Source organism: Erythrobacter sp. S249 (genome assembly GCF_057364975.1).
Map to the genome: position 1 here is coordinate 414,266 of NZ_CP200287.1, position 26,767 is coordinate 441,032.

Genomic DNA, 26,767 nt, shown 5'->3' on the forward strand with positions numbered 1-26,767 from the left:
GTGAAAAAGAACTTCACTCCTGAAGACGAACTGCTGTTTCTGGCCCTGGGCGGATCCGGCGAAATCGGCATGAACGTCAACCTCTATGGCTGCAAAGGCAAGTGGCTGATGGTTGATCTGGGCATGACCTTTTCCGGGAATGAATACCCCGGACTCGACCTAGTTTTTGCCGATCTTGAGTTTATCGAGGAGCGCACCAAAGACTTGCTCGGCATCGTGCTGACCCATGCGCATGAGGACCACATTGGCGCAGTCCCCTATTTCGCGGGCGAGCTGGGCGTGCCGCTTTACGCAACGCCGTTCACCGCCGATTTGGTAGCGCGCAAGCTGGAGGAGGCTGGGCTGACCGGTCAGGTTGAACTCAACATCATTGAGGAAGATCACGGACAAATCTCGCTCGGCCCTTTTGACATCACCTATGTCCCGCTGGCGCACTCGATTGCAGAGGGCAACGCCCTGCTGATCGACACTCCGCATGGGCGGATTTTTCACACCGGCGATTGGAAACTCGACGAAGAGCCGATCATTGGTGAGCCAACCACCGAGGAAGAACTAAGGGCAATGGGCGACGAGGGCGTGCTCGCTCTGGTCTGCGATTCGACCAATGTCTTCAATCCCAACCCGAGCGGCTCAGAAGGCGGCGTGTATCGCGGCCTGATGGAAGAGGTAGCAAAACACACCGGCAAGCGAGTGATGGTGACAACCTTCGCCTCCAACGTGGCGCGGCTTCAGACACTGGGCGATGTTGCGCGAGAAACCGGGCGGCAATTGTGCGTCGCGGGGCGCTCGCTCGACCGCATTATCGAAGTGTCGCAGGACAATGGCTATCTTCAGGATTTCCCTGAAACGGTCGATTGGAACACCGCCATGGGCCTGCCTCGCGGCGAAGTCCTAATCCTCGCAACAGGCGGGCAGGGGGAGCCTCGCGCCGCTCTGTCACGCGTGGCCGATGATAATCACCCGATCTCGCTCACCAGCGGCGATGTTGTGCTGTTTTCGAGCCGCCAAATACCGGGCAATGAGATCGCGATTGGCAAGGTGCAAAACCAGCTGGCGCGGCGCGGTATCACCATGGTGACCGACCGTCAGAGCGAGATCCACGTCTCTGGCCACCCTGGCAGGCCCGAACTCGAAGCACTCTACAGCTGGATCCGCCCAGAAGTGCTGGTGCCCGTCCACGGCGAAATGCGGCACATGATGGAGCAGGCGCGGGTCGGCAAAGACAATGGAATTCCGCACAATATCGTCCAGGCCAATGGCGACATCGTCCGCTTGGCCCCGGGCGAACCCGGCAAGCTCGCCGAAGTTCGCAATGGCCGCCTCGTGCTCGACGGGGATATCATCGCGCCCGCTGATGGCGATGCGATTGTCATGCGCCGCCGGCTCGCGCGTGAGGGCGTGGTCTTTGTTGTGCTCGCCCCCAATGGCGAATCTGAAATCGAAGCGCTCGGTCTGCCGCTCGATGAGGATATGCCGGACTTTATCGCCGAGGCGAAAGCTGACGTGCTGAAGGCGGTGCGCAAGCTGAAAGGCCGCGATGTCGCCGAGATTTCCGAAGCCGCCCGGCTCGCCACGCGCCGCGCAGCGCAGCGCTGGTCTGGCAAGCGTCCCCAAGTGCGCGTGATCCTGCCCGGATTGGACGGCAAAGGCGCGCGCTGATGCAGTGGACCTCTATTGCCGCGATTTACCTGCTGTTTTGGGTAATGACCGCTTTCATGATGCTTCCGCTCGGGATCCGAACGCATGATGAGGTGGGTGAGGCGCGTGTCCCCGGCCAGGCGGAAAGCGCACCTGCGAATTTCCGGCCGGGCAAACTGCTGCTCCGGGCGACCATCATCTCGACCGTTATGACCGTGCTATTTGTGCTCAATTACGAATATGGCTGGATCGGCCCGGACGATATGAACATCTTCCCAGAGCCACCTGAGCAAACTCAGCGATAGGCCGCAGACCGATCCCCTATGGATCAGTTGCGAAGCCGCTCAATCGCTTGTGCCAGCAAGACATAGAGCTTGCCCATATCAGAGCCCAGCACGGTCACGCCCAGCGCGTTGCCATCGCGGGTGGATAGCAGCGAACGCAGCATCGCCTCAAAGTCATGAATATAGCGGCTCACATTGCCCCGGAACACATCGTCTGACTGATACAGTTCTGCGATCTCGCGCGCTTCGCCATTGTCGATGATCCGCACGGCGCGGCGGGTGAATATCCCGCGGTCACCTTTAAGGTAAGCCTCCCAAGCGGTGTCAGTCACATCGGTTGATAGCGCCGTTGTGATGTCGATCGCATTGGAATTGAGGCTGTCCGTAATGAGAGCCATACGGCGTGAGAAGTCATTGTTCGCCTGCTCCTCGGCCAACTCACGAGCGCGCGTCACGCGCTGCTCAAGATTGCCGGTCAGCTCGTTCACCTTGGACAGCTGATCGCGCAATTGCATAGCAGCCTCGCGGCCAGCGCCAGAGGCCTGTGACGCGGTTTCTTCCAAGCGGGCAATCGCCTCCATGCTCTCGCTGCGAAGCGCATTCTCCAGTGTCGTCACCGCTTCGGCGCCCATATTCTCGGCCATTGCGCCGATCCGATCGCGCGCACCGTCTTCAATGGTGGCAAAGGCAGAATGCGTCGCCACTTCGAGTGAGATAATCGCTTCACGCAGCTGCTCCTGCGTCTCGCTGGACAGCGTATGGGTCTCATCCGAGAGTTTGGCCAATCCGCCGCGAAGCCCTTGGAGTTTCGCGATTGTCTCCTCGGTTTGCTCGCCCAGCTTGATGTGGAGCGCCTCGATAGAGCTGTCGGTTTCGCTAATATGCGCCTGTGCCGTCTCCAGATGACAGGCGAGGGCATCGCCGTGCTGGGTCGTCTCGCCCATGCTCTTGCTCAGCATGAAGGTGCGCTTTTCAACATCAGACAGTTGCTCGGATGTGGCATCAACGGCTTGCGCAAAGTCTTCGCGCGCCTGTTTTGCGCCCGATTGAATGATCTCAAGCAAGCGCACTCCGCCTTCGGTCAGCGAAGCGATCTGTTGTTCGGTCTCAGCCAGTTCCGTGCGGTTGCCCGCCAATTGCTCACCCAAAGTGGCAAGCCCTGCATCGACACTAGCCCGTGCGTTGTCGCCTTGTTCGGTAATGTTGGCGAACAGGCTGCTGAGCTGATCGAGCTTCTCGGCCATATCCTGACCATGGCTCACCAACTTCTCGGTCTCGGCAATCTGCGCCTCGCGCCGCTCTGATAGAGTCTCGTCCAGCTCGGCCAAACGCTGCGCCAGCACCTCGGTTGCTTGGGCTTCGCGTGTATCGAAATCGTCCTGACGCTTCGCCATGTTTTCGGCGAAGGACAGGTCGCGCTCGGCCAGGGTTTGCTCAAACCGGCTTGCCTCGGCATTCAGCCCAGCGATCCGTTCACTCGCGCCGCGCGCGGCCTTAGCATCCAATTCTTCTAGGTTCTCGACAACCTCGGTGATTTCATCGCGCAGCTGATCTTTCGATTTGCGCAGAGCATCCAGCGATTCCGCCTCGGCTTCACGCAGGCTGGCGGCCAGAGCCTCGCCTTCACCGCGCAGCAGCGCAATGCGCGCCTTTAGCGTCGTCAGAGACTTCTCCTCCTGCTCCGCAAAATCGCCGTCGAGCTCAGACAGACCCTCGCGCAGGTGATCCGCGCGCTGACGCATCGCTGCAAGCGCGCCAACCTCACGATTGTCGAGCTCCGTGCGATAGGCGTCCGTCTTTTCGTTGAGGGCCGCAAAGCGCGCGGCGGTCTGCTCTTCGATTTGCGCCATTTGCGCCTCGAACCCAGCCAAAGTCTCATCAACCTTGCCGCTGAGGGCTTTGACCTGCTGCTCGCTGGCCTTGCCAAAGTCGTTAAGACGCTCAAACCCAGCGATCAGCTTCTCCAGCTGATCGCTCGCTGTGCGTCCGGCATTCCCAACTTGGTTAGAAACATCGCGCGCTGAGGTCGCGATAACCGGCAAATCATCGCGCAGACGGCTCATATTCGCGAGCGCGGTGTCGCTTGCCTCGCCAATCCGATCGACTTGCTTGCCGTTCTTCTTGATCAGCGTTTGCAGCTCATCGGCATGCGTAGAAATACGTTCGCTGGCAATTCGGCCCAGCGAATCCAGCTCGCGCGACTGGCTGCCCAAAAATTCACGCGCAAGACTCAGCTCGCGATTGACCACGCCAAGGCGAGTCTCAAGCTCAGCAGATTCCGCCGAAAGCATCGCCGCCGTGTCGGCAAACCGGCGCGCCTCGCGGCTCGAATTGCGCATGGCGACCAGCCACGCAATCCCGATCAGCAGAACCGGTACAGACCAATCGATGATCCATTTGGTCCATTGCTGCGGAGTGCTCGAAACATTGAGAAGTTCGCCGCGCAAGGCCCAGATATAAAATCCGCTCCATGTCGCAATTGCCGCAATCGCAAGGGTCGGCACAACCCAGCCAAAGCGCGGGCGGGGCGGGGCGTAATCCTCTTCCTCCAGCAGATATTCATCACTGTAGTCCTCGGATAGCTCAGCCTCATCCTCAGCCTCAAGGCTCGTCTCCAGCTCCTCGTCTTCGATGGGTTGGTTGGGCGCATCCTGCGCGGCTTCGGACCCTACGGCCCGGATATGTGGTTCGCCAGACATGTATGGTTAAATACCACACAACCACAAAGGATAAACCCCGCATTAACTCTCACACGATAAAGCGAGGCATATGGCGTATGAAAATGGTGCTCTTGATGCAACACTAGCGGCCGCAGCCGGAGATGATCCGGCTTTGCGGCAAGAGCTGCGCGCAGCTCTGATCGAAAGCGCCCATAAGCAGCTGGACCTGCTCAAACGCTCGCGCTGCGATGGCAATTGGCACGTTGCGGCCATGCGTCTAAAAGGTCTCGCCGCCAGCTTTCACGCAGAAGACCTGCTGAACGCAGCCGAAGATGCACTGGCCAGCGCGCCCGGCGAACCCGCCGCAATCCGCGCGATTGAGGACGTGTTGGCGCAGGTTGCCGGACCCAAGCGCTAAAAGAATATCGGTAAAAGCGCCGCGCCGCCGCTTGGCATAGCGCGTCTATTGGCCTTACCCCCGATGTATTCGGAGGGAATTGGCCGTGCGCACCGCCTTATTAGCCGCGCTGAAACGCACAAAGACGGGCGAAATTCGCGCGTTCCTGCCGCTTGCCGGACGCAGCGTGCTGGCATGGCAGTTCGACCTCGCCCGCGCGCTCGGATGCGAGCGAGTGATCTGCCTCTGCGAAGCGGCCGGGCCTGAAATCCTAGACATCCAGCACGAGGCGGAGACCGCTGGGGTGCAATTCCACGCGATAAAGGGCCCCTTGCAGCTCGTTGGGCTTATCACGGCCGATCAGGACCTGGTGATGATGCTAGACGGCCTGGTGATGGAGCCGGAGCTTGCCGCATCGCTCAACCAGCAGGGACGCTTTGTTGCGACCATTCTCGCCAGTAGCGGCTTAGCCCAAGAGCATTCCGCTGACTTTGAGCGCATTGACGCAGAGCGCGCCTGGGCTGGGCTCGCCATTTTGCGTGGGCGATTGGCGGAAAAGCTCGCTGATCTACCCGGCGATGGCGACACAATGTCGCTGCTGCTGCGCTTGGCACTGCAAGCGGGTGAGAAAAGCGTTTCCGTCGATGCGGAAAGCCTGAGTGGTGGCGGATTGCTGCTGACGACTGACGCCGGTGCGCTGGAGAAACGTCAGATCGCTCTCATTGAACGCAGCGCCCAAAGCACGCCTTGGACAGGGCCATCGCAGGCGGCGGCGGCTTTGCTCGCTGCCAAAACTGCACCGGCAGGATTGGAGCGCGGCCCGGCAATTTCCGCCACTATCGGGCTCGCCAGCATGGTCACCATGGTTGGAACATCATGGCTAGACCATGCCGCAGGAGGGTTGTTCGCCGGGGCGTTTGGAGCCTTGGCGCTGGCCTTCTCTGATGCAGCCACCCGGCTCAAATCTGCGCTCTATGGATATGTAGAGGACGCCAAACAATCTCGATTTACGAATGGCTTGCGCGATATTCTTATCGCGTTTGCGCTGACCATTGGCATGTATCACGGGATGGAAAGCGCCAATCCGACGCTCGTTTTGCCGCTGCTCATGGTCGGCCTTCTGCACCTCGCATCCGCCGCTGAAAACGCCCGCTGGCGCGCTTTCTGGGGCGAGCGTACACTGCAGCTAATGGCCCTCGGGACATGTGCCATTTTCGGACAGCTGACAGCGGGGATTGCCGTTCTTGCGCTAGGCGCTTTAGCGCATGCTTTGCTGCGTCTTCAGAAAGCTGAAACGACGCGCGAGTAACATGCGTGCTGAGAGGCGTGCAACGGGGGCAAAGCCACGATGGAAAGATCTGCGCACACCGCGATCGAAACCATCCTGAGGGATGAATTGGCGCGTGGTGACACCGCATTGAGCGGGGTCGCGCCCGTTCTTGCGCACATGCTTTCCGGTTCTGGCGGCTCATTGGTAAGCGAAGCGATTGTCGCGAAATTGCGCGGTATGCTGAGCCATATGGCTAGCCAATTGCTCAGCTCCAAAACACCCGATTTTGGCGCTGACGAGGCCGACCGCCTTTCCGCAGCACTCGCCAGTGACAGCGCGATTTTGAGCCATTGCTATGCCGCCGCGATGGAAGGCCATTTGGCTGAACGGTTGGAGCGTAAAACCGCTCTCGATCAGGTTCTTACACCCTTGATGCAAGAACTGATCGCATCGGAAAGCAGCGATGTTGCCGAGCTGGCGATGGCGGCAATGGCTGCGCAATCGCGCTTTGTGCAATATCAAAAGCGAATGCATTTGCCTCTTACAGAGCTGCCCGCAGAGCTGTTTCAGAGCCTGCTCCACAATTGGGCGCAGGCTCCTGAGAACACCGCAAGCGAGGCCGAAATCGCCGCAACGCGTGCTGGGACGGATCAATTGAAGGCGTCCTATGACGAGGGCGCGACGCGTGTCGGTCTGCTTTCACGCCTCGTTTCGGCCATGCGGGGCGGGGCGAGGGCATCACTTGAGCTCGAACATGCGGGATTTGCCCTGTTTGCCACCGCCTTGGGCACGCTTACCCGGCAGGCCCGCGAACTGGCAGTGCTATCCTGTCATGAACGCCAATCCGCCCGGCTGGCATTGGGTCTGCGCGCGGCGGGAATGATTGAGCGCGAGATTGAGCGCCAATTTGCTCTGTTGCACCCTGACCAACAATTGCCCGGCGGATTTGACGAATTGCTCCCCGATCGTGCGCAAAGCCTGCTAGGGAACGGGGCAATGCGTGTCGATAAGAGCGCGGTAATGAGCGGAACGACTTAAACAGACGATGAGCAGCAGTGATACCTTGCTGGCCGCGCGGGGCCTGACCGATGATCAAGATCGGTTGCTGTCGGCTGATGAGCCGCTAGCGGACCTGCACGCCCGCTGTGGCGGCGCTTTGCCGGGCGTTTTGGCCGTTCCAGAGCTGCTGGAGTTGGTGCGGCAGGGGCGGACATTCGGCTTGCGCCTCGCCCGCGAATTTGCCGCCTTTGACGGCGAAGACATGGTTTCAGGTTTTGTCCGCATTCACCCGCTCGCCGGGGATGCTGGCGGTGGATGCGAGATCCTGATCGAAAACTGGCACCGGCGCGAGGCCCGGCCCGACAGCGAGGCAAAGCTCGCTAAACGGCTTGATGCCATCGACCGCGCCACTGCAGAGATCACCGCGCGGCTTGATCGTAAGCAGAATGTGCAATTGCTGAGTGCCGGGGCAAGTGATGCCGGCGAGCTGGAGGACGCGGTTAGCCGCGATCCCGGCAAGAACTGGACGGACTACATCGCGCTGGAAGGCGTCGCCCATCACCAACCGCTGCACTGGCGACTGCTGGACGGCGCAGCCTGCACGATTCCCGGGTCTCAGCGCCATTGGCGCGCGCGGTTGATCCCGCTTGGCCCAGCAGCGGAGGCGCCGCGCGGGTTTGAGCTGCTGCTGACTTCTGACGAGCCACTCGTCACAGAAGTTGTCGGCGCTGGCGGCGGGAAAACGCGCGAAGACGCGCATATGGAACTGATCGGTAGCGCGCTGACTCCCGCTTTGCGTCAGCCGATTGCGCGCGTCATCGCCAATGCGGAGACCATCAGGTCCAAACTCGCCGGTCCACTGCGCGACGAATATGCCGAATACGCCGGGAATGTTGCCTCCGCGGGCAAGCATCTCAACGCGATGCTGGAGGATCTCGTCGACCTGCAAGTGGTTGAAAGCGATGGGTTTAAAACTGCGCGTGAGAAGGTCGATCTGGTCGATGCGGCGCGGCGCGCTGGGGGCATACTGGGTGTGCGGGCGCAGGCGCGCAACATCACGCTCGATTTGCCGGACGAAGGCTCCAAAGTGATCGCGATTGGCGAGTTTCGCCGCGTACTTCAGGTGCTGATCAATCTGATCGGCAATGCGATCATCTACTCACCCGACAGCAGCACAATCACCGTCAGCGTCGATGATCACGAAGGTGAGGCGGAGCACGCCAGTGTCACCGTGGCTGACCAAGGCCCCGGCGTGGCTTCTGCGCAAACCGCTCGGATTTTCGATAAGTTTGAGCGGCTTGGCCGGGAAAACGATGGTGGCTCAGGGCTTGGCCTCTACATCTCGCGGCGCTTGGCGCTGGCGATGGACGGCGATTTGACGCTGGAGAGCGAAGCGGGTGAGGGCGCACGCTTCACGTTGAGCCTACCCAAAAAGAAGTAGGCAGCGACCGCTTGGGTCACGGCGGTGCCGTTACCTGCGAATACGCTCTGCCGCCCACAGCAGCAGCGCACCAATCAGCAATGTGATGAGACCGTAAAGTGCCCATTCGCGCTTTGCGAGCATGAAGCTGTTCTCGGGCCAATTGAGCACGCCTGCGCCCTGCAAAGCCCACATTCCGCCTGAGAAAACGAGCGCGGCACCAAACACTTGGAGCACCAGTCTTGCGATAGTGCGTCCCATTGATGCCGCGCTCCTTTGTCTCGCTTAGCGCTTGTCCAGTGGTACGTAGTCGCGGGTCGTCGGGCCAGTGTAAAGCTGACGCGGACGGCCGATAACCTGGCCCGGATCGGAGATCATTTCGTTCCACTGAGCAACCCAGCCTACGGTGCGTGCAAGCGCGAACAGAGCAGTGAACATGGTGGTAGGGAAACCGATCGACGACAGGATGATCCCGGAATAGAAATCCACGTTCGGGAACAGCTTCTTTTCCTTGAAATAATCGTCGTTTAGCGCGAGTTCTTCAAGCTGCAGAGCGGTCTCAAACACGGGGTCTGTGACGTTCAATGCTTCGAACACTTCACGCAAAGTTTGCTGCATCACGGTCGCGCGCGGATCGTAGTTTTTGTAAACCCGGTGGCCAAAGCCCATCAGGCGGAACGGATCGTTCTTGTCCTTCGCGCGCTCGATATAGTGCGGGATACGATCAGGTGTGCCGATCTCCTGCAGCATGTTGAGCGCTGCTTCGTTAGCGCCGCCATGTGCCGGGCCCCACAGGCAGGCAATGCCCGCTGCGATACAAGCGAATGGGTTTGCGCCCGAAGAACCGGCCAAACGCACGGTTGAAGTCGAGGCGTTTTGCTCGTGATCGGCGTGAAGGATGAAGATGCGGTCCATCGCTTTTTCGATGGCTGGGTGCACTTCGTATTCCTCGGCCGGAACGCCGAAGGTCATACGCAGGAAGTTGCCCGTGTAACTGAGGTCATTCTTCGGCTGCATGAAAGGCTGACCGACAGCATATTTATAAGCCATCGCTGCAATCGTCGGCATTTTCGCGATCAAGCGGTGTGAGCTGATCTTGCGGTGCTCTGGATCAGAGATGTCCGTGCTGTCGTGATAGAACGCAGACAGAGCGCCAACCACGCCGCACATGATCGCCATAGGGTGCGCATCGCGGCGGAAACCCTGGATAAACTGGCGCAGCTGATCGTGCAGCATCGTGTGCCGCGTGATCGTGTAATTGAAGTCTTCCATTTCGGCGGCATTGGGCAGCTCGCCGTTGAGCAAGAGATAGGAGACTTCCATAAAGCTGGAATGCTCTGCCAGCTGGCCAATGGGATAGCCGCGGTGCAGCAGCACGCCTTCGTTCCCGTCGATATAAGTCAGCGCACTTTCACAGCTCGCCGTAGACTTATAGCCAGGATCAAACGTGAACGCGCCCGTTTGGCCATACAGCTTGCGGATGTCGATAACATCGGGTCCGGTGCTGCCTTCGAGCACGGGGAAATCGTAGGTTTCACCCCCCAGCTCGAGCTTTGCCTGTTTGTCTGCCAAAACCTGTCTCCTCAAATTCAACCTACCGCCTCTAAGCGCGATCTCACTCGCGCCCAGCCTCAGCCGGCTTGCGCGTCCAAGCGCGCCAAAGCTTCTTCCCGTCCCAATAGGACCAGAACATCGAAAATACCGGGCGAATTCATCGTTCCGGTGAGAGCTGCACGCATAGGCTGCGCGAGCTTGCCAAAGCCCAGCTCGTGGGCTTCAGCGAGTGCCTTCGTAGTGGCTTCGAGGGCCTCACTTGTCCAGTGATTTTCCTGCGATAATGCTTGCACAACGAGCGAAAGCCGCGATCGGCCATCCTCGTCGAGCGATTTTGCCGCCTTTTCCGTCATTTCCAGCGGGCGCTGCGCAAACAAAAAGTCAGCTCCTTCAGCCAGTTCCTCAATGTTTTTCGCGCGCACTTTCAGCACTGGCATGGCTTTGGTCAAAAGCTCTAGATTCGCGCCGCTTTCGATCCGGCCCATCGCCAATTTTGCCAGCATCGCGTCATCGGCCTCGCGGATGTAGTGTCCGTTGAGGCTTTCCAGCTTCTTCAGATCAAAACGGGACGGGCCTTTGCCGACACCGTTTAGGTCAAACAGCTCAATCGCTTCTGCCCGGGTAATCTCTTCACGGTCACCATGCGCCCAGCCAAGCCGGAGCAGATAATTGAACAAGGCGTCGGACAATATGCCCATCTCATCGCGGTAGGCCTCTACGCCAAGCGCCCCATGGCGTTTGGACAGCTTCGCCCCGTCCGCCCCATGGATCAGGGGAATGTGGGCATATGTCGGCTCTGGCCAATCGCCTTCGACTTTGTCCATCGCATGATAGATCGGCAGCTGGCGAAAGGCGTTGTTGAGGTGGTCATCACCGCGGATCACATGGGTCACGCCCATGTCGTGATCGTCCACGACAACGGCGAGCATATAGGTCGGCGTGCCATCAGCGCGCAGAATGATGTAATCATCGAGCTCTTCGTTCTTGACCGATACACAGCCTTGCACTTCGTCGGCGATGGTCGCCTCGCCCGATTGCGGGGTTTTGAGCCGAACGACATAAGGCGCGCCCTCTGGCGCTTCGGATGGATCGCGGTCGCGCCAGCGCCCGTCATAGCGCATGGGCAGCTTTTTCTCGCGTTGCTCCGCGCGCATGGCCTCAAGCTCTTCCGGCGTGGCAAAACACTTATAGGCGTGCCCCGCATCCAGCAGCTTATGCGCCACCTCTGCATGGCGATCCGCTCGCTTAGATTGGAATACCGGCGCCTCGTCATAATCGAGCCCGAGCCAATCAAGCCCGTCGATGATCGCATCAATCGCCTCCTGAGTGGAGCGCTTACGGTCGGTATCCTCAATGCGCAGCAGAGCCTTGCCGCCGTGATGACGGGCATAAAGCCAGTTAAACAAGGCTGTGCGCGCGCCGCCAATATGCAAAAAGCCTGTGGGCGAGGGGGCAAAGCGGGTGACAATCGCTTTTGCGCTTTCGCTTGCCATAGCCTGTGAATTCCTTTTCAAGTTGGACATGGGCCAAGAGGGGGCGCCAAATGTGCCGATTGGCGGCGGGGCTGGTGAAAGCCCCAATGCCAGTGATGTTGCAGTGCAGCGCCATTGGCGCAAGGCCCCGGCTTTGTCCAGTATTGGCCCGAGCCTAGCCTCCAAAATTGAAGGATTTTTGGCTCAGTCCGGTTTCGACCGCGCGCCGTGGATCGCTGTGCTGTTTGCGGGCGGCATTTTATCATGGTTCGCGCTTAGCTCCCCGCTGCAATGGGCGGCGGGGATTGGGGTAGGATTACTGCTAGCCATCACGGGCGCGGCAATTTGGCGCGGGGTCGAGGACCGCGTATTGTTGAGACAGACAATGATCACCGTCGGGCTGGTGTTTGCCGCCGGGATTGCCACCATCTGGATGCGCTCAGAACTGGTCGGCGCAGAGCCCATTGAGCGCCCGATTGTTGAGCGTGTGCAAGGCTTTGTTCTCGAACGCGAAGACCAACCCTCACGCGAGCGGATCCGATTGGTTCTGGCCATGCGGGACGCGGAGAATGGTGAAAGCCGCAAGATCCGTGTGAATGTGCCGCAGGATAAGGTCGTGGACGGTTTGAGCGAGGGATCGGTGGTGCGCCTGCGCGCGCGCCTGATGCCGCCGGCCTCGCCGATGTTGCCGGGCTCGTACGATTTCGCCCGCGCGGCGTGGTTTCAGGGCTTAGCCGCCTCTGGAAGCCTGGTTGGCGAGATCGAAGTTATGGAGGGCGGGGGAGATGCGGGGGCCATCCCGAAGGTTCAACGGGTGCTCTCAGCCCATGTGCGCCAGCGAGTTGATGGCTCAGCAGGAACGATTGCGGCGGCATTTGCAAGCGGAGACCGTGGCGGGATTGCAGAGGCGGACGAAGTCGCGATGCGCGATGCGGGCCTAACCCACTTGCTCTCTATCAGCGGGCTTCATGTGAGCGCAGTGATCGCCGCGGCGTATCTGGTGACCTTGAAGTTGCTGGCGCTCTTTCCCGCTGTCGCCTTGCGTGTGCGTTTGCCGATATTGGCCGCAGGGGCAGGGGCGCTGGCCGGCGTTGGCTACACGCTACTGACGGGGGCGGAGGTTCCCACCGTGCGCAGCTGTGTCGCGGCGATGCTGGTCCTGATTGCGCTCGCAATGGGGCGCGATGCATTGTCGCTCAGAATGGTGGCAATGGCGGCGATATTCGTGATGTTGCTGTGGCCGGAATCGGTGGTTGGGCCGAGCTTTCAGATGAGCTTTTCTGCCGTGATTGCGATTGTGGCGCTGTCGAGCTCTGGGCCGGTACGCGCGTTCCTCGCCGCGCGGGAGGAGACATGGCTGCGGCATGTCGGCAGGCGAGTGATTATGCTGTTCATCACCAGTCTGGTGATCGAGATCGCGCTGATGCCCATTGTCCTGTTCCATTTCCACAGGGCAGGGGTCTACGGTGCATTCGCCAATGTCATCGCCATCCCGCTCGTCACATTCATCTCAATGCCGCTCATCGCCTTTGCGCTTTTCCTCGATCTGATCGGCCTTGGTGCGCCTGCCTGGTGGCTAGTGGAACGCTCGCTTGAGCTATTGCTTGCGATTGCACATTGGACATCGAGCCAGCCCGGTTCGGTCAAGCTGATGCCGCAGATGGGCAGGCTCACCATCGCGCTGTTCGTTATTGGCGCGCTGTGGCTTGCGCTTTGGAACGGCCGCACGCGATTGCTGGGGTTTGTGCCTGTTGCAGCGGCTTCGATCATGCTCATGGTGACACCCATTCCTGATGTACTGATCGGGCGCGATGGCCGTCATGTTGGCGTGACAATGGAGGGCACGCTGTTGTCGCTGCGCAATTCGCGTTCTTCCTATGCGCGTGACAATCTGCTCGAACTCGCGAGCGTTTCTGCTGATCCCATTCCGATGGCGGAATGGCCCGGAGCGCGGTGTTCTACCGAGTTCTGCCTGCTCCAGATTGAGCGCGGAGGCCGCGACTGGACCATACTGATGGCGCGAAACCGAGAGCTGATCGAGGAGCGCGCGCTCGCCGCCGCTTGCGCGAGAGCCGATATCGTCGTGGCCGACCGTTATCTGCCGTGGTCTTGCAAACCCAAATGGCTCAAAGCTGATCGCGGGTTCCTGCAAGAGCATGGCGGGCTGGCGCTTGATCTGTCATCGGAGCGGATCACCAGTGTTGCCAGCACTCAGGGCCAGCATGGATGGTGGCGCGGGAAAGCCGACGATTAAGCCAGCCACCCCGCGCGACCTATTCACATCACAATCAGTGGTAGCGCCGCAGAAGGCCTGCGAGCTTGCCCTGAACTTGTACTTCGCCCGGGTGATAGACCTGCGCATCATAGGACGCATTGGCCGGATCAAGCCGCACAGTTCCGCGGTCGCGATGGAGGTATTTGAGCGTCGCTTCCTCGCCGCGCACCAAGGCCACAACGATTTCGCCATCTCGCGCGGCATCCGTGCGCTTAACCAGCGCAAAGTCACCGTCGAAGATGCCAGCCTCAATCATCGAATCGCCAGACACCTCAAGCGCATAATGCTCGCCCGGTCCCAGCAATGCCGCTGGCACGGGAAGGCTGCTTTGCCCCTCCAACGCCTCAATCGGAGCACCCGCTGCGATCCGGCCATGCAATGGCACCTCGATCACGTCATTTGCGGGCTCTGGGCTGGTGTCATTCGCGCTGGGCATTGACGTCGCCCGAGAGACCACATCGTTCGCCACTGCCGCCGCAGCGCGCGGAGCAGGCGTTGCATCCTCGGGCTGCTTGATCACCTCCAGCGCGCGGGCCCGATTGGGCAGGCGCCGGATGAAGCCGCGTTCCTCCAAAGCCGAAATCAGTCGGTGCACACCCGACTTGCTCTTAAGATCGAGCGCTTCCTTCATTTCTTCAAAAGAGGGTGAAATCCCCGTCTCTTCAAGCCGCTCTTGGATAAAGCGGATCAATTCGTGCTGCTTTGCCGTCAGCATTACGATAGTCTCCCTAAAACAGGTCGATCGCCCCAGCGCCGGTTAGGGTGGCGAGGGACCATTTCGCGCACCAATAACGTGAACGAATACGGAACAATTAGGAAACTTCATTCACCGAGTCAAGTCGGCAACTCACGCAATACCGCCATTTTCGAGGGTTAATGCCGTTACGAGCTCTCCCGCGTTCGCCGCATCCGCGCCTTCGCGCCGAAGGATCAGACAGTTCGCACCCGCCAACGCCGCGAGCGCGCTTGAGTCCTGAGAGCCAACGCGGCGCACCGTGCGGCCGTCATGAACAGCGCGCAGGAACTCGCGCCGCTTGCCAATCGCTGGCAGGTCCTCCGCCAGAGGTAGGGTCAATGCGGAGGGTAGGGGAGAGCCCGCGCCGATGATCGCGCGCACCAGCGGCAGTGCAAACAGGAAGCATGTCACGAAGCTGGACACTGGATTGCCCGGCAAGCCTAGGATCACCTGCCGCGTGCCACCCGCGCGCTCCCGCGTCGCCACCATCAGCGGCTTGCCGGGTTTGATCGCGACTTTCCAGAACGCGATTTTCACGCCCCATGCCTCCAGTGCGGGCTGGATCAGGTCATGGTCGCCCACCGATGCGCCGCCGGATGTGATGAGAATGTCGGCATCCTCAGCCTTCGCCAGCGCGCTCGCCAAAGCGCTGTGATCGTCTGGTACAGGGCCGATGCGCGCGACATCGCACCCCAGCGGGCGCAGCATGCTGGCGATCATCGCGCCATTGCTTGCCGGGATCTGGTCAGCGCCGCATTGCTCTGGGTCGGCGGCCAGTTCGTCCCCGCTATCGAGCACCGCCACGCGCGGAGCCGCACGCACGCTGAGCCGACCGTGGCCCGCCGATAGCGCGAGCGCGAGTTGCCCTGGCCCGATGCGGGTGCCAGCGTTGAGGACTGTGTCGCCTTGTGCGAAGTCGAAGCCGCGCATCCGCACGTGCTTTCCCGCCGGCGGCGTATCGCTGGCGGTCACCAGAGCGCCGTCCACATGGGCGTTCTCCTGGATCAGCACGCGGTCCGCGCCCTCTGGCATATGCGCTCCGGTCGATATCCGCACGCATTCGCCATCCGACAAAGCACCTGCAAACGGCGTGCCTGCGCGGCTTTCTCCGACCCGCTCCCATGGGCCATTACCAGCAATCGCATAGCCATCCATCGCCGACAGATCCGCAGGTGGCTGCGTGCGCCGTGCGGTGAGGTCCTGCGCTAGGTAGCGCCCCAGCGCGTCCTCAGCAGGCAGCTCACACGTCGCCATCTCCGGCGCGAGCTCCAGCAGCCGCGCCTGCGCGTCTTCCAAGGTCAGCAGCGCGCTCAAAGGTCGGCCTTCCAATGCCCGCTCTTGCCCCCGCGCTTCTCGATCAGGCGCACCTCGCCGATCACCATGCCCTTATCGACCGCTTTGGCCATGTCGTAGATCGTCAGCAGCGCGGTCGAGACAGCGACCATCGCCTCCATCTCAACACCAGTCTTGCCGGTCAGCGAAGCGCGGGCGGTTGCCCGGATCGCGTCCTCTTCGAAGGTGAAGTCGATCTCCACCGCGTCCAGCGCGAGCGGATGGCACAGCGGGATCAGCTCGCCTGTGCGCTTGGCCGCCATGATCCCGGCAATCCGCGCGGTGCCCAGCACATCACCCTTGGGCGCATTGCCATCGCGCACGGCCGCCAGCGTCTCTGCGGTCATCGCAATCCGGCCAGAGGCGATGGCGACGCGTTCGCTCGCGGCCTTGCCGCCGATGTCGACCATGCGGGCCGCGCCGTCTTCGCCGAGATGGGTAAGTTTGCTCATCGCTTCGCTCCCTTCGCTTCATCGTGCGTAGAGCACGCTTGGAACACCTGGAACACAGTACAGGGGCTTAAAACCAATCGATCACAGGCGCGGCTATTGATCGGATTTATCGATGGTGAGGGAGGGGGTGCTGGTAAACTCATATCCGTCTTCTGCCAGCTTTGCGAAATGTAGGACAGACCCTGCACAAATGGCCGCCTAGCCGTTCAGCAATGTCCGCGTCGCCGCCGCCACATCATCCGCGCGCATCAGGCTTTCCCCGACCAGGAAAGTACGCACGCCTGCCCGCGCAAGCCGGGTGCAATCATCATGGCTGTTGATACCGCTTTCGCCGACGATCAACGCGCCTGCAGTAGCGAGTGGAGCGAGCCGCTCGGTCGAAGCAAGATCAGTGGTGAAGGTTTTGAGGTCACGATTATTCACCCCGACCAACAGCGACTTCAGCAAATGCGCGCGCTCCATCTCTGCCTCATCGTGCACTTCGACCAGCACATCCATGTCATGCTCGCGCGCGGCCGCCTCGATTTCCTGCATCTGCACATCTTCAAGCGCAGCAACAATGATCAGGATCGCATCGGCGCCAATCGAACGAGCCTCGGCGCATTGCCAAGGATCGACCATGAAATCCTTGCGCAGAACCGGCAGGTTGCAGGCAGCGCGCGCCTCAACCAGAAAATCTTCATGCCCTTGAAAATAGGGCATATCCGTGAGCACAGACAGGCAAGTCGCCCCGCCAGCCTCATAATCGCGCGCATGGTCCGCCGGGCGGAAATCCTCTCGGATAATCCCCTTGGAGGGCGAGGCCTTTTTAACCTCGGCGATCAGGCCAAAACCGTTTTGGCTCGCCTGACGCAATGCCGATTTAAACCCGCGCACCGGGCTTTGTTCGCTGGCCCGGCTCTCCAGATCAGCGAATGAGATAGAGGCCTTGCGTGCATCAACCTCGCGGCGCTTGGTGGCGCAGATTTCTTCAAGCTTGTTCATGATGCTGGCCTATTTCGCCAATTCGATCCAGCGGGCAAGCAATTGTTTCGCCTTGCCGCTGTCCAGCGCTTCCGCCGCCATTTCAGCACCAATGCCCCAATCGTCGGTCTTGCCCGCGACGATCAGAGCCGCCGCCGTATTGAACATCACCGTATCGCGATAGGCACTTTTCTCTCCGTCGAGCAGAGCGGCAAGCGCCTTCGCATTGTGCTGCGGGTCGCCGCCACGGATCGCTTCCAGTGGCGCGTGGTCTAGCCCCGCTGCGCTGGCATCGACGCGCCTCATGCTAAAATCGCCCCCCGTCACGTCAGCGACTTCATTGCCGCCGGCGAGGCTCAATTCATCTAGTCCTTCATCGCCGGACACGATCAAGGTGCGCTCTGTGCCGAGCCGCGCGGTCGCATCGCCATAGATCGGGACGTAGCCGGGACGAGCAATGCCGATCAACTGGCGTTTGACGCCGACGGGATTCGATAGCGGCCCCATGAGGTTGAAGATTGTTCTGCGACCCAGTTTCTTGCGGATCGGTTGGATGCGCCCCATCGCCGGGTGATGATTGGGCGCGAACAGAAAGCAGATACCGATTTCACCTAGCGTTTTTTCAGCCGTTTCACCCGCGACCTTCATGTCGAGACCGAGCACTTCCAACGTATCGGCCACGCCCGCTTTGGACGAGATCGCGCGGTTTCCGTGTCGCGCCACGGGCATGCCGCAAGAGGCGACAACCAGGCCCACCGCGGTGGAGACGTTGAGCGTGTGATGCCCATCACCGCCTGTGCCGCAGACGTCGATGGCATTGTCCGGCCCCGCGACCGGAACGAGGCGCGCCCTCAATGCCCGAGCGGCTCCAGCGATTTCTTCCGCTGTCTCGCTGCGCTCGGTCATCGCGAGCAGAAAACGCGCAATTTCTTCGTCGCTTGCTTCGCCGTCGAGGATCCAGCCAAACACCTCTTCAGCCTCGGCTTCGCTCATATGCGGGACGGCTAGCGGTAGAGTTTTCATGCGAGCTCCTTCGTTGGCAATCCGCAAAGCGTCATGAAATTGGCGAGCAGATCATGGCCATGCTCGGTCGCAATGCTTTCTGGGTGAAATTGAACGCCGTGGATCGGCAGGCTTTCATGGCGGAAACCCATCACAGCCGCGCCGTCGAGGCCGGGGGTCTCGCTGTGGGCGTTGGCGATGAGGCCAGTGGGTTCTTGCTCGACGACCAGGCTGTGATAGCGCGTGGCGTTAAACGGCGAGGGCAGACCAGCAAACACGCCGGTGCCGTCGTGGGTGACGGGCGAGGTTTTGCCGTGCATCAAGCCGCCACGCACCACTTTGCCGCCGAAATGCTGGCCAATGCTTTGGTGGCCAAGGCACACGCCGAGCAAGGGCCTCTCCGCATCCGCGCAGGCTGCGACCAGATCAAGGCTGATCCCCGCCTCATCCGGGGTGCGCGGGCCGGGCGAGATTAGAAAGCCGCTGGCATTTGTAGCGATCGCTTCACGCGCACTCATCGCGTCATTGCGCTCCACCCGGACATCCGCGCCCAGCTCCATCAGATAATGGACCAGGTTGAAGGTGAAGCTGTCGTAATTGTCGATGACGAGTATCATGCGTGCCCCCGGATCAGCGATTGGTAACAGCGATGATCGGGCCAAGCCCGGTGCGGCTATCGAGCCGCTCGCTCGCCGGGTCCCACAGCGATGAAACCTGACCATCGAGGTAAAGCGCATCGGGCACGTTCAGCTCATCACGGTAAAACCGGGCGAGCTGACCGAAGCTGAGCGGGGCCTCGGAGCGAACGAAATGCGCCTTGCCAGACTTATCAATGCCAACCCCGTTGCGGATTGCCCGGCTTGGACCGTTTTCCGCAATTTCCGGGTGCAGTTTTCCGCCGATCACCAACATCGGGCCGGATTGGGTTCCGAATTGCGGGCGGTCGCGGACGTTGGAAAAGAAGCTGTCAGAGGTGCGGATGCGCCATGAGCCGCCGGTGCCATAGAACACGCCATTGGGCTTCAGGTGAAAATTGCCAGAGCCATCAGAGCGGTTGAGCTCTTTGATCCGGTCGCCGCCTTGGACGTAATAACCGATGGGCTGACCGTTATCGCCGTACATCCCGCCGTTCACCGCAAAGGCGACGGTGCTGTGATCAATGCTGCGGGCAAAGGCGCTGAGCGAGCCGTAAGCCGCCCCGCCGCTGGGGCCGAGCGCGGTGCGAATGCGGTGCTTGGCCGGGTCGGCGACGCAGTGGGTTAGGCGCACGCCCTCAAAGGTCGCAGATTTGCAGACAGAGGCGAGGGCTGGGGTTTCTTCCGCCTCAGGCACATTTTCTTCGGCCGCTTCCACGACTTCTGGTGCGGGCATATCGGAATGATCGCCTATCGCGGCTCTGGTGACAGGTTCGCCCGCGGGCTGCTCCTGACAAGCGGCGAGCGCAAACATCGCGGCGAGGGCGAGGGGCAAGCGCTTCATTGGCCAAACCCCGGCTCGCCCGCGACCCGCACGGCTTCGCGCGCGGCGGCGATCAATGCGCCCGCCTTCGCGCCGCATTCCGCGAGCTCATAATCCGGATCGCTATCGGCGACGATCCCGGCGCCAGCCTGCACATGCATCATTCCATCCTTCACCACGGCCGTGCGCAAGACAATGCACGAATTGACCGATCCATCGGGCGCGAAATAGCCCACCGCCCCGGCATAGGCGCCGCGCGTTTCCGGCTCCAACTCAGCGATGATTTCGCACGCCCGGATCTTGGGAGCGCCAGACACCGTACCCGCTGGAAAGCCCGCGAACAGCGCATCGAGCGCGTCTTTATCTTCCGCCAGCTCGCCAATCACATTGCTGACAATGTGCATGACATGGCTGTAGCGCTCGATCGTGAAGCTGTCTGTCACTTCCACGCTGCCGCGCGCGGCCACTCGGCCCACATCATTGCGCCCCAGGTCAAGCAGCATGAGATGCTCTGCCAGTTCTTTCGGATCAACCAGCAGGCTGGCCTCATTGGCCTTGTCCTGCGCCGCATCTTTGCCGCGCGGCCTGGTGCCAGCGATGGGGCGAATGGTGACCTCTTTCTTGCCGCTCGCATCATCGCGCACCCGCACGAGGATTTCTGGGCTGGAGCCAACAATCGCAAAGCCCGGCAAGTCGAGGAAATAGAGGAACGGCGAGGGGTTCACCCGGCGCAGCGCGCGGTACAGCTCTAGCGGGGGCAGCTCGAACGGGCAGGTGAAACGCTGAGCCAGCACCACTTGGAAAATATCGCCTGCGGTGATGTAGTCCTTCGCACGGGCGACCATCGCCTTGTAATCCGCCTCGTCCATCACTGGCGACAGCTCAGGCTCGGCGGGTTCGTCCATGCGAACAGGCGCAGGGCGGCGCTGCGAGAGCTTGCTCAGCGTCTCATCAATCCGCTCCCCAGCACGGGTAATGGCGCTATCAACCTCTCCCGCCTGCCAAATTGGCGCGATGCAGAAAAGTTCATCAGTCAGCCCGTCGAACACCAGAATGATGGTCGGACGCACAAACAGCATGTCCGGCAGTTCAAGCGCGCTGTCCGGCGCGCGCGGTAAGGTTTCGACCAGACCAATCGTCTCATAACCGAAGTAACCGACCAGACAGGCAAGCGCAGGCGGCAATTCCTCTGGCACATCAATGCGGCAGGCCTGCGCAAGCGCGCGCAGCTCCGTCATCGCATCGCCGCTGCACGGCTCAAACGCCTCACTGTCACTACGCCACGTGCGATTGATCGCGGCCGTCTTGCCTTCGCCGCGAAACACGAGGTCAGGATCGAGACCGAGCAGGCTGTAGCGCCCACGAATCTCGCCGCCTTCCACCGATTCGAGCAGAAAGTCGCCGCGCCCCGGCTCAATCAGGCGCTGGGCCGCGCCCACCGGCGTATCGCTATCCGCGATAATCCGGCGCCACACCAAAGCAGGCTTTCCCGCCCGCAGCAGTTCGGCCGCGGGCCTCGCATTTTCAGGGGCACCACTCACAGCAATGGCGGCGCGCTTAGGTTTCGCCGGCGAGCTGCTTACGCACCGCCTCGATCGCGTCTTCATTGCGGTCCACGCCCAGCTCTTCACGCATCGCTGCGGTCAATTGCTCGGCATATTCGTTCGAGATTGCCGGACCCAGCTGAGTAAGCGTCGCTTGCAGCAAAGGATCGTCATCCGCGACTTCGTCAGTGCTGATCTCGGCCAGATCGACCACGAACCAGCCCAGGCGATTCGCGCCTTCAAGCCGCTTCGTCGTGCCTTCCGCCATGCTGAACAGCAAGGCGAGCGGCGGGGCGGGGCGCTGCTGCTGTTGCAGCAATTCGGTGCGTCCCAAATCAATCGTTTGGATCGGAGGCAGGCTGGTCTCTTCCGCGTTCACAGCTTGGACCAAGGTGCCTTCGCCTCGCATCCGCTCAAGAATGCGGTCAGCCGCCGCTTGCGCCGCACTGTGCCCTTCGAACAAACGCCAATCGAACTCAACGCGCTGGCGAATGTCAGCGAGCGCCGCGACCGAGCTTTCGGTGACTTCCGGCACTTCAAACACGATGAACACCTGGCCGCGAACAACCTCGGCCAATTGCGGTTCGCCTTCTTCCATTTCGAAAGCGGCACCGAGCGCAGCCTGAAGCTCTGGCGGAGCGGTTGCGCCTTCCGCGCTCTCGAACACGCGGCCATCGGCGGTGAGGGCAGGGGTTGTTTGCAAGGTCAGGCCGAACTCATCAGCCACATTGGACAGCGAGATGCCTTCATCCACCTGCTCTTCGATCCGAGCGCTGAAATCGGACAAAGCGGCGGCGCGTTTTTCCACCGTCAGGCGCTCTGTGATCTCTGGTGTTGCATCGGCCAGGCTACGGGCTGGCGTGCTGATCACGTCATCAACGCGGGCAATATACCACCCCAGCGAGCTGCGCGCAGGCTCAGCCAATTGACCGCGAGGCGCGGCAAACACTGCCGTGGCAACCGCGCTGCTGGTGACAGAGGCTAGTGAGTCTTCGGTCTGCCCTTCGCTGGAAGAGACTGAGAAACCGGCATTTTGCGCAGCGGCCTCTAGCGAGGTTCCAGAGCGGACCGCATCGCGAATCGCATTGGCGGCATCTTGGGTGGGCACGAAGAAAGAGCTGATATTGCGCGTTTCAACCGCGGCATATTGATCGGCATCGCGTTCATAGCGGGCCGCAATCTCTGCAGCGGTCGGCTCAACACGGGTGTTGATATCCGCCTCGCTAAAGGTCGCATAGCGAATGGTCCTGCGCTCTGGCTGAACATAGCGCGTGCGGTTCTCTTCGAAGAATGCGTTGATTTGCGCGTCTGTTGGGTCGCCTTCTGGCGCAAAAGACGTGCTGGGAATAAGCGCGATCGTGCCTTTGCGGCGCTCCCGCAGCAGAGCAGTGTAGCGGCGTGCAATGCTGCTGGGCACTTGCGGCGCGCCGAGCGATGGCACCAGCATTTGCTGGGCCAGCAGGCCGTCGGCCAAATCGCGGCGCAGCACTGCGTCGGTCAGGTTCTGCGAACGCAGCGCATTTTGATAGACCGCCTCGTCAAATTCACCGGTTGCCCCGCGAAACGCCGGGATTTGCAGAATTTCACTGTTCACCAGATTGGTGCCCGCGCGCAGACCGTATTTCTCGGCATATCCCGCAATTGCATAGCGATCGATCAGCTGCTCCAGCACCTCTTCAAGGCCGCCTTGCTCGATAAACATCGGCATCGTCGTAGTCGGGCTTTGCTCGCGCACTTGGCGCAGCGCCGAATTGGCCAATTGGTTGAGTTCCGAACTGTCGATCCGGTCGTCGCCAACCACGGCGATCCGGTCATTGCCAGCAACCCCGCCAAACGTGTTGTTGTTGGCCACATCGCCGCTCGCAAATGCGAATGCGATCAGCACCAGGAAGGCCAAGGTCAGGCCAAGGCCAATTTTCGATTGAAAGAATCTGCGAAAGAACGAAATCATCTGGTCTTTAATTCCCAAGCCATTAGGGGACTAACACCGCGGTTAGCGGAAAACTGGTTCGGCTTTATCCGCCCTGCGACCTCGCGGCAACAGTCCACTATGCGTTTTGACTGGATCACTTTCCTCAGCTAGCGGACGCGGCCCCCTGCTCCTAAGTAAGGGGTGAGATTCGAATAAAGCATAATATTGGCGCAGGATATTAATATGGCCCAGCGGCCTTACATCGTCGGAAATTGGAAAATGAACGGCACTCGCGCCATGCTCTCTGAAGCGCGCGCAGTGGACCGGGCCGCTCAGCGGCATATGAAGGTGGAGGTCGCATTGGCCCCGCCATACACACTGATTCATGCGGTTCACCGCGAGGTGGAGCAGATTTGGGTCGGTGCGCAGGATTGTTCACCCAACCCCGATGGCGCGCACACGGGCGACATCTCAGTGCCCATGATCGCGGATGCGGGCGCGAAGTTTGTAATTCTGGGCCACAGCGAACGCCGCCAAGGTTATGGCGAGACAAACAAGCTCGTGCGCGCAAAAGCGGACGCTGCGCTTGAAAGCGGATTGCGCGTGATCATCTGCTGCGGCGAGACGCTGGAAACCCGCGAGGCGGGCAAGGCAGAGGCTTTTGTCGCCACTCAATTGAAGGCGTCATTGCCGAAATTAGAGGATGCTGGGGAAAAAGTCACCGTCGCTTACGAACCGATCTGGGCGATTGGCACCGGCAAAACCGCAACCGTGGATGATATTGCCGCGATGCATGCAATGATCCGGGCACTACTGATCGAAACCTATGGCGAAGAGCAGGGCGCCGAGGTCCGCGTGTTATACGGCGGCTCAGTAAATCCTGAAAACGCTGGGGAAATCCTCGGCACGCCAGAGGTTGGCGGTGCGCTGGTTGGCGGGGCCAGCCTGACGGCGGAAACGTTTATGAACATCGCTCTGGCCGCCGGAGATACGGTCGAGGGGTAGGGCCCAACACCCCTCAACTGGTAATCAGGCTTGTGCACGCGCCGCTGCGCACCTAAATGGCGGTTTCATTCAGATAGGTTTTGTTTAGCTCATGTCGTCGATTTTTCTGTTTCTCACTGTTGTTCAGGCGATTGTCGCCGCTGCGCTGGTTGGCGTGGTCCTCATGCAGCGTTCAGAGGGCGGCGGCCTGGGCATTGGCGGCGGCGGCAACCCCGGCGGCGCATTGGGTGCACGCGGGGCGGCAGATTTTCTGACCCGCGCGACCAAATGGCTGGCGGTGACATTTGTTGCTCTGTCGATCGCACTCGCAGCCGTGGCTGTGGATGCGACGGGCGGCACAGACATCAGCACGACGATCGACCGCGATGTGCCTGCGGCTGATCCGCTCAGCACCGGCGGCGCAGCTGGCGCAGCACCTGCTCCCGTAGAGCCGACCGGCGAAGAAGACCCGCTCGCCGCTGAATAAGCGCGACAATTTCGTAACACTTTGTGATGGCTGTGGATGGGCGCACTTTTCAGTGCGCAATTCGCTTGCCACGAATCCACTTCGAGGCTTAATCCCCAACTCCCATGGCGCGGTACATTTTCATAACCGGCGGCGTGGTCTCCTCGCTCGGCAAAGGTCTCATGGCAGCAAGTCTTGCTGCCCTCCTACAGGCACGCGGGTATAAGGTCCGCATTCGCAAGTTCGATCCGTATCTCAATGTCGATCCCGGCACGATGAGCCCGTATCAGCATGGCGAAGTCTATGTGACCGATGACGGGGCCGAAACCGACCTCGATCTTGGCCACTATGAACGTTTTACCGGCGTTTCTGCGCGGCAAAGCGACAACATCACCTCTGGCCGGGTCTACCGCGATATCATCACGAAAGAACGCCGGGGCGATTACCTGGGCGCGACCGTGCAGGTGATCCCTCATGTGACCGACGCGATCAAACAGTTCGCGCTCGATGATCAGGACGATCTCGATTTCATCCTGTGCGAGATTGGCGGGACGGTGGGCGATATCGAATCGCTGCCGTTTATGGAGGCGATCCGGCAGCTCCGAAATGATCTGGAACCGCTGCAAACGCTGAGCGTGCACGTGACGCTGGTGCCTTACATCGCGGCCGCCGGTGAGTTGAAGACCAAACCGACGCAGCACTCTGTGCGCGAACTCGCCAGCCTCGGGATCAAGCCTGACGTGCTGCTGTGCCGGGCAGAGCATCCCATTCCGGATAGCGAGCGGCGCAAGATCGCCAATTTCTGCAATGTGCGGATGGAATCGGTGATCCCGGCGCTTGATGCGCCCTCGATCTATTCCGTTCCGCTGCAATATCACGAGCAAGGCTTGGATGCCGAGGTTCTGCGCGGCTTTGGTATCACTGACGCGCCGCCGCCTGATCTATCCCAATGGCACGATGTCACCGACCGCTACTTCAACCCAGAAGGCGAAGTGACAATCGGCGTAATCGGCAAATATGTCGGCTTGCAAGACGCCTATAAGAGCCTCAACGAGGCGCTGGTCCACGGCGGCATGGCCAACCGGGTCAAGGTCAATATCAAGTGGATCGATGCGGAAATCTTTGAGGGCGATGAGGAAGAAATCATCGCCAAGCTAGAGCCGCTACACGGCATTCTGGTGCCCGGCGGATTTGGCGAACGCGGCAGCGAAGGCAAGATTGCGAGCGTCCGCTTTGCCCGCGAGCGCAATGTTCCCTTCTTTGGCATCTGCCTCGGCATGCAAATGGCCTGTGTCGAAGGCGCGCGCGATGCCGGCATTGATGCGGCATCCTCCACCGAATTTGGCGAAACCAGCGAGCCTGTGGTCGGCATTATCACCGAATGGATGACCGAAGAGGGCCTGCAAACCCGCGAAGATGGCGGCGATCTGGGCGGCACCATGCGGCTTGGCGCTTATGATGCGAAGCTCGGCGCGAACAGCCACGTCTCGCGCATTTATGGCGGCGCAGATGAAATATCTGAGCGTCATCGTCACCGTTACGAGGTCAATGGCGCCTATATCAAACCGCTGGAGCAGGGGGGGCTAGTCTTCTCCGGCATGTCACCCGACGGCTTGCTGCCCGAAATCGTGGAGCGGCCTGATCACCCCTGGTTCGTCGGCGTGCAATTCCACCCAGAGCTGAAGTCGCGTCCGTTTGATCCGCACCCCTTGTTTGCGGGCTTCATCTCAGCCGCGCTGGAGCAATCGCGCCTCGTCTAAGCGCGCTTTGAAGCCACACATTTGCGCCGCGAATTGCGGCCTGTCGCTACCAAAACGAGCCATCAGTTCGCGATCTGCAACCTATTTTTGCAGCGTTCTTAAAGCCCTACAAAAATGACCTTGCACCGATTGCAAGTTTACCCTTACCGACGCGGTAAGGAGCCTAGCGGCTTCAACAGGTGGTTGGGG

Annotated in this window: 23 protein-coding genes; 10 read left to right on the forward strand and 13 right to left on the reverse strand. The window is 60.6% G+C overall.

Features of this window, described 5'->3' with window-relative positions; translation table 11 throughout:
• On the forward strand, window positions 1-1,659 hold the full coding sequence (locus AC0V6V_RS01990; RefSeq protein WP_486163805.1) for a ribonuclease J: 1,659 nt from the start codon (window positions 1-3) through the stop codon (window positions 1,657-1,659).
• Entirely contained in the window at window positions 1,659-1,943 is a 285-nt protein-coding gene (locus AC0V6V_RS01995) for a DUF1467 family protein (RefSeq protein ID WP_486163806.1), read from the forward strand. Before AC0V6V_RS01990 ends, AC0V6V_RS01995 begins: the two co-directional genes overlap by 1 nt.
• A 23-nt stretch (window positions 1,944-1,966) precedes the next feature.
• Here the strand turns inward: AC0V6V_RS01995 and AC0V6V_RS02000 are convergent, their stop codons facing one another.
• Window positions 1,967-4,621 (reverse strand): coiled-coil domain-containing protein, encoded by a 2,655-nt coding sequence (locus AC0V6V_RS02000; RefSeq protein ID WP_486163807.1) that lies wholly within the window; start codon window positions 4,619-4,621, stop codon window positions 1,967-1,969.
• Window positions 4,622-4,691: 70 nt separating this feature from the next.
• On the opposite strand from AC0V6V_RS02000, the gene AC0V6V_RS02005 reads away from it, so the two are divergent.
• The 4 genes from AC0V6V_RS02005 (at window position 4,692) to AC0V6V_RS02020 (ending at window position 8,689) form a co-directional block, all read left to right on the forward strand.
• Complete coding sequence (locus AC0V6V_RS02005; protein WP_486139112.1) at window positions 4,692-5,000, forward strand: Hpt domain-containing protein; 309 nt, start codon at window positions 4,692-4,694, stop codon at window positions 4,998-5,000.
• Between the two features lie 85 nt (window positions 5,001-5,085).
• The gene (locus AC0V6V_RS02010) at window positions 5,086-6,288 is read left to right on the forward strand and encodes a hypothetical protein (protein ID WP_486166170.1); all 1,203 of its coding nucleotides are present in this window, start codon (window positions 5,086-5,088) and stop codon (window positions 6,286-6,288) included.
• Between the two features lie 39 nt (window positions 6,289-6,327).
• Entirely contained in the window at window positions 6,328-7,287 is a 960-nt protein-coding gene (locus AC0V6V_RS02015) for a hypothetical protein (RefSeq protein WP_486163809.1), read from the forward strand.
• Window positions 7,288-7,294: 7 nt separating this feature from the next.
• Window positions 7,295-8,689, forward strand: coding sequence for a sensor histidine kinase (locus AC0V6V_RS02020; protein ID WP_486163810.1), 1,395 nt, complete (start codon window positions 7,295-7,297; stop codon window positions 8,687-8,689).
• Window positions 8,690-8,719: 30 nt separating this feature from the next.
• Here AC0V6V_RS02020 and AC0V6V_RS02025 read toward each other — a convergent pair whose 3' ends face one another.
• Genes AC0V6V_RS02025 through gltX form a run of 3 tightly spaced genes read right to left on the reverse strand, consistent with a single transcriptional unit; the run spans window position 8,720 to window position 11,715 of the window.
• Window positions 8,720-8,929, reverse strand: a complete 210-nt coding sequence (locus tag AC0V6V_RS02025; protein ID WP_486163811.1) for a hypothetical protein — start codon at window positions 8,927-8,929, stop codon at window positions 8,720-8,722.
• Between the two features lie 24 nt (window positions 8,930-8,953).
• On the reverse strand, window positions 8,954-10,240 hold the full coding sequence (locus AC0V6V_RS02030; protein WP_486163812.1) for a citrate synthase: 1,287 nt from the start codon (window positions 10,238-10,240) through the stop codon (window positions 8,954-8,956).
• Between the two features lie 59 nt (window positions 10,241-10,299).
• Window positions 10,300-11,715, reverse strand: coding sequence for a glutamate--tRNA ligase (gene gltX, locus AC0V6V_RS02035; protein WP_486163813.1), 1,416 nt, complete (start codon window positions 11,713-11,715; stop codon window positions 10,300-10,302).
• Between the two features lie 28 nt (window positions 11,716-11,743).
• On the opposite strand from gltX, the gene AC0V6V_RS02040 reads away from it, so the two are divergent.
• Window positions 11,744-13,948 (forward strand): ComEC/Rec2 family competence protein, encoded by a 2,205-nt coding sequence (locus tag AC0V6V_RS02040; RefSeq protein WP_486163814.1) that lies wholly within the window; start codon window positions 11,744-11,746, stop codon window positions 13,946-13,948.
• Between the two features lie 34 nt (window positions 13,949-13,982).
• Here the strand turns inward: AC0V6V_RS02040 and lexA are convergent, their stop codons facing one another.
• From lexA to AC0V6V_RS02085, 9 genes are all read right to left on the reverse strand, one after another.
• Complete coding sequence (gene lexA, locus AC0V6V_RS02045) at window positions 13,983-14,684, reverse strand: transcriptional repressor LexA (RefSeq protein WP_486163815.1); 702 nt, start codon at window positions 14,682-14,684, stop codon at window positions 13,983-13,985.
• Between the two features lie 132 nt (window positions 14,685-14,816).
• The gene (locus tag AC0V6V_RS02050) at window positions 14,817-16,019 is read right to left on the reverse strand and encodes a molybdopterin molybdotransferase MoeA (protein ID WP_486163816.1); all 1,203 of its coding nucleotides are present in this window, start codon (window positions 16,017-16,019) and stop codon (window positions 14,817-14,819) included.
• Window positions 16,016-16,489 (reverse strand): cyclic pyranopterin monophosphate synthase MoaC, encoded by a 474-nt coding sequence (gene moaC / locus AC0V6V_RS02055; RefSeq protein ID WP_486163817.1) that lies wholly within the window; start codon window positions 16,487-16,489, stop codon window positions 16,016-16,018. Before moaC ends, AC0V6V_RS02050 begins: the two co-directional genes overlap by 4 nt.
• A gap of 198 nt (window positions 16,490-16,687) precedes the next feature.
• Window positions 16,688-17,473: an indole-3-glycerol phosphate synthase TrpC gene (gene trpC, locus AC0V6V_RS02060; RefSeq protein WP_486166171.1), complete on the reverse strand. Its 786-nt coding sequence runs from the start codon at window positions 17,471-17,473 to the stop codon at window positions 16,688-16,690.
• Window positions 17,474-17,482: 9 nt separating this feature from the next.
• A complete protein-coding gene (gene trpD / locus AC0V6V_RS02065; RefSeq protein ID WP_486163819.1) occupies window positions 17,483-18,475 on the reverse strand; it encodes an anthranilate phosphoribosyltransferase in 993 nt (330 codons plus the stop codon).
• Window positions 18,472-19,071: an anthranilate synthase component II gene (locus AC0V6V_RS02070; protein WP_486163820.1), complete on the reverse strand. Its 600-nt coding sequence runs from the start codon at window positions 19,069-19,071 to the stop codon at window positions 18,472-18,474. The genes trpD and AC0V6V_RS02070 overlap by 4 nt, the downstream gene beginning before the upstream one ends.
• Window positions 19,072-19,084: 13 nt before the next feature.
• Window positions 19,085-19,933 (reverse strand): phosphodiester glycosidase family protein, encoded by an 849-nt coding sequence (locus tag AC0V6V_RS02075; protein WP_486163821.1) that lies wholly within the window; start codon window positions 19,931-19,933, stop codon window positions 19,085-19,087.
• The gene (gene trpE / locus AC0V6V_RS02080) at window positions 19,930-21,519 is read right to left on the reverse strand and encodes an anthranilate synthase component I (protein ID WP_486166172.1); all 1,590 of its coding nucleotides are present in this window, start codon (window positions 21,517-21,519) and stop codon (window positions 19,930-19,932) included. Before trpE ends, AC0V6V_RS02075 begins: the two co-directional genes overlap by 4 nt.
• Window positions 21,470-23,407, reverse strand: coding sequence for a peptidylprolyl isomerase (locus AC0V6V_RS02085; protein WP_486163823.1), 1,938 nt, complete (start codon window positions 23,405-23,407; stop codon window positions 21,470-21,472). Before AC0V6V_RS02085 ends, trpE begins: the two co-directional genes overlap by 50 nt.
• A gap of 204 nt (window positions 23,408-23,611) precedes the next feature.
• Between AC0V6V_RS02085 and tpiA the strand changes: the two genes are divergently transcribed.
• The 3 genes from tpiA (at window position 23,612) to pyrG (ending at window position 26,578) form a co-directional block, all read left to right on the forward strand.
• Complete coding sequence (gene tpiA, locus AC0V6V_RS02090) at window positions 23,612-24,373, forward strand: triose-phosphate isomerase (RefSeq protein WP_486163824.1); 762 nt, start codon at window positions 23,612-23,614, stop codon at window positions 24,371-24,373.
• Window positions 24,374-24,473: 100 nt separating this feature from the next.
• Window positions 24,474-24,839: a preprotein translocase subunit SecG gene (secG, locus tag AC0V6V_RS02095; protein ID WP_486166026.1), complete on the forward strand. Its 366-nt coding sequence runs from the start codon at window positions 24,474-24,476 to the stop codon at window positions 24,837-24,839.
• Window positions 24,840-24,943: 104 nt separating this feature from the next.
• Complete coding sequence (gene pyrG, locus AC0V6V_RS02100; RefSeq protein ID WP_486166173.1) at window positions 24,944-26,578, forward strand: CTP synthase; 1,635 nt, start codon at window positions 24,944-24,946, stop codon at window positions 26,576-26,578.
• The last annotated feature ends 189 nt before the right edge of the window (window positions 26,579-26,767 follow it).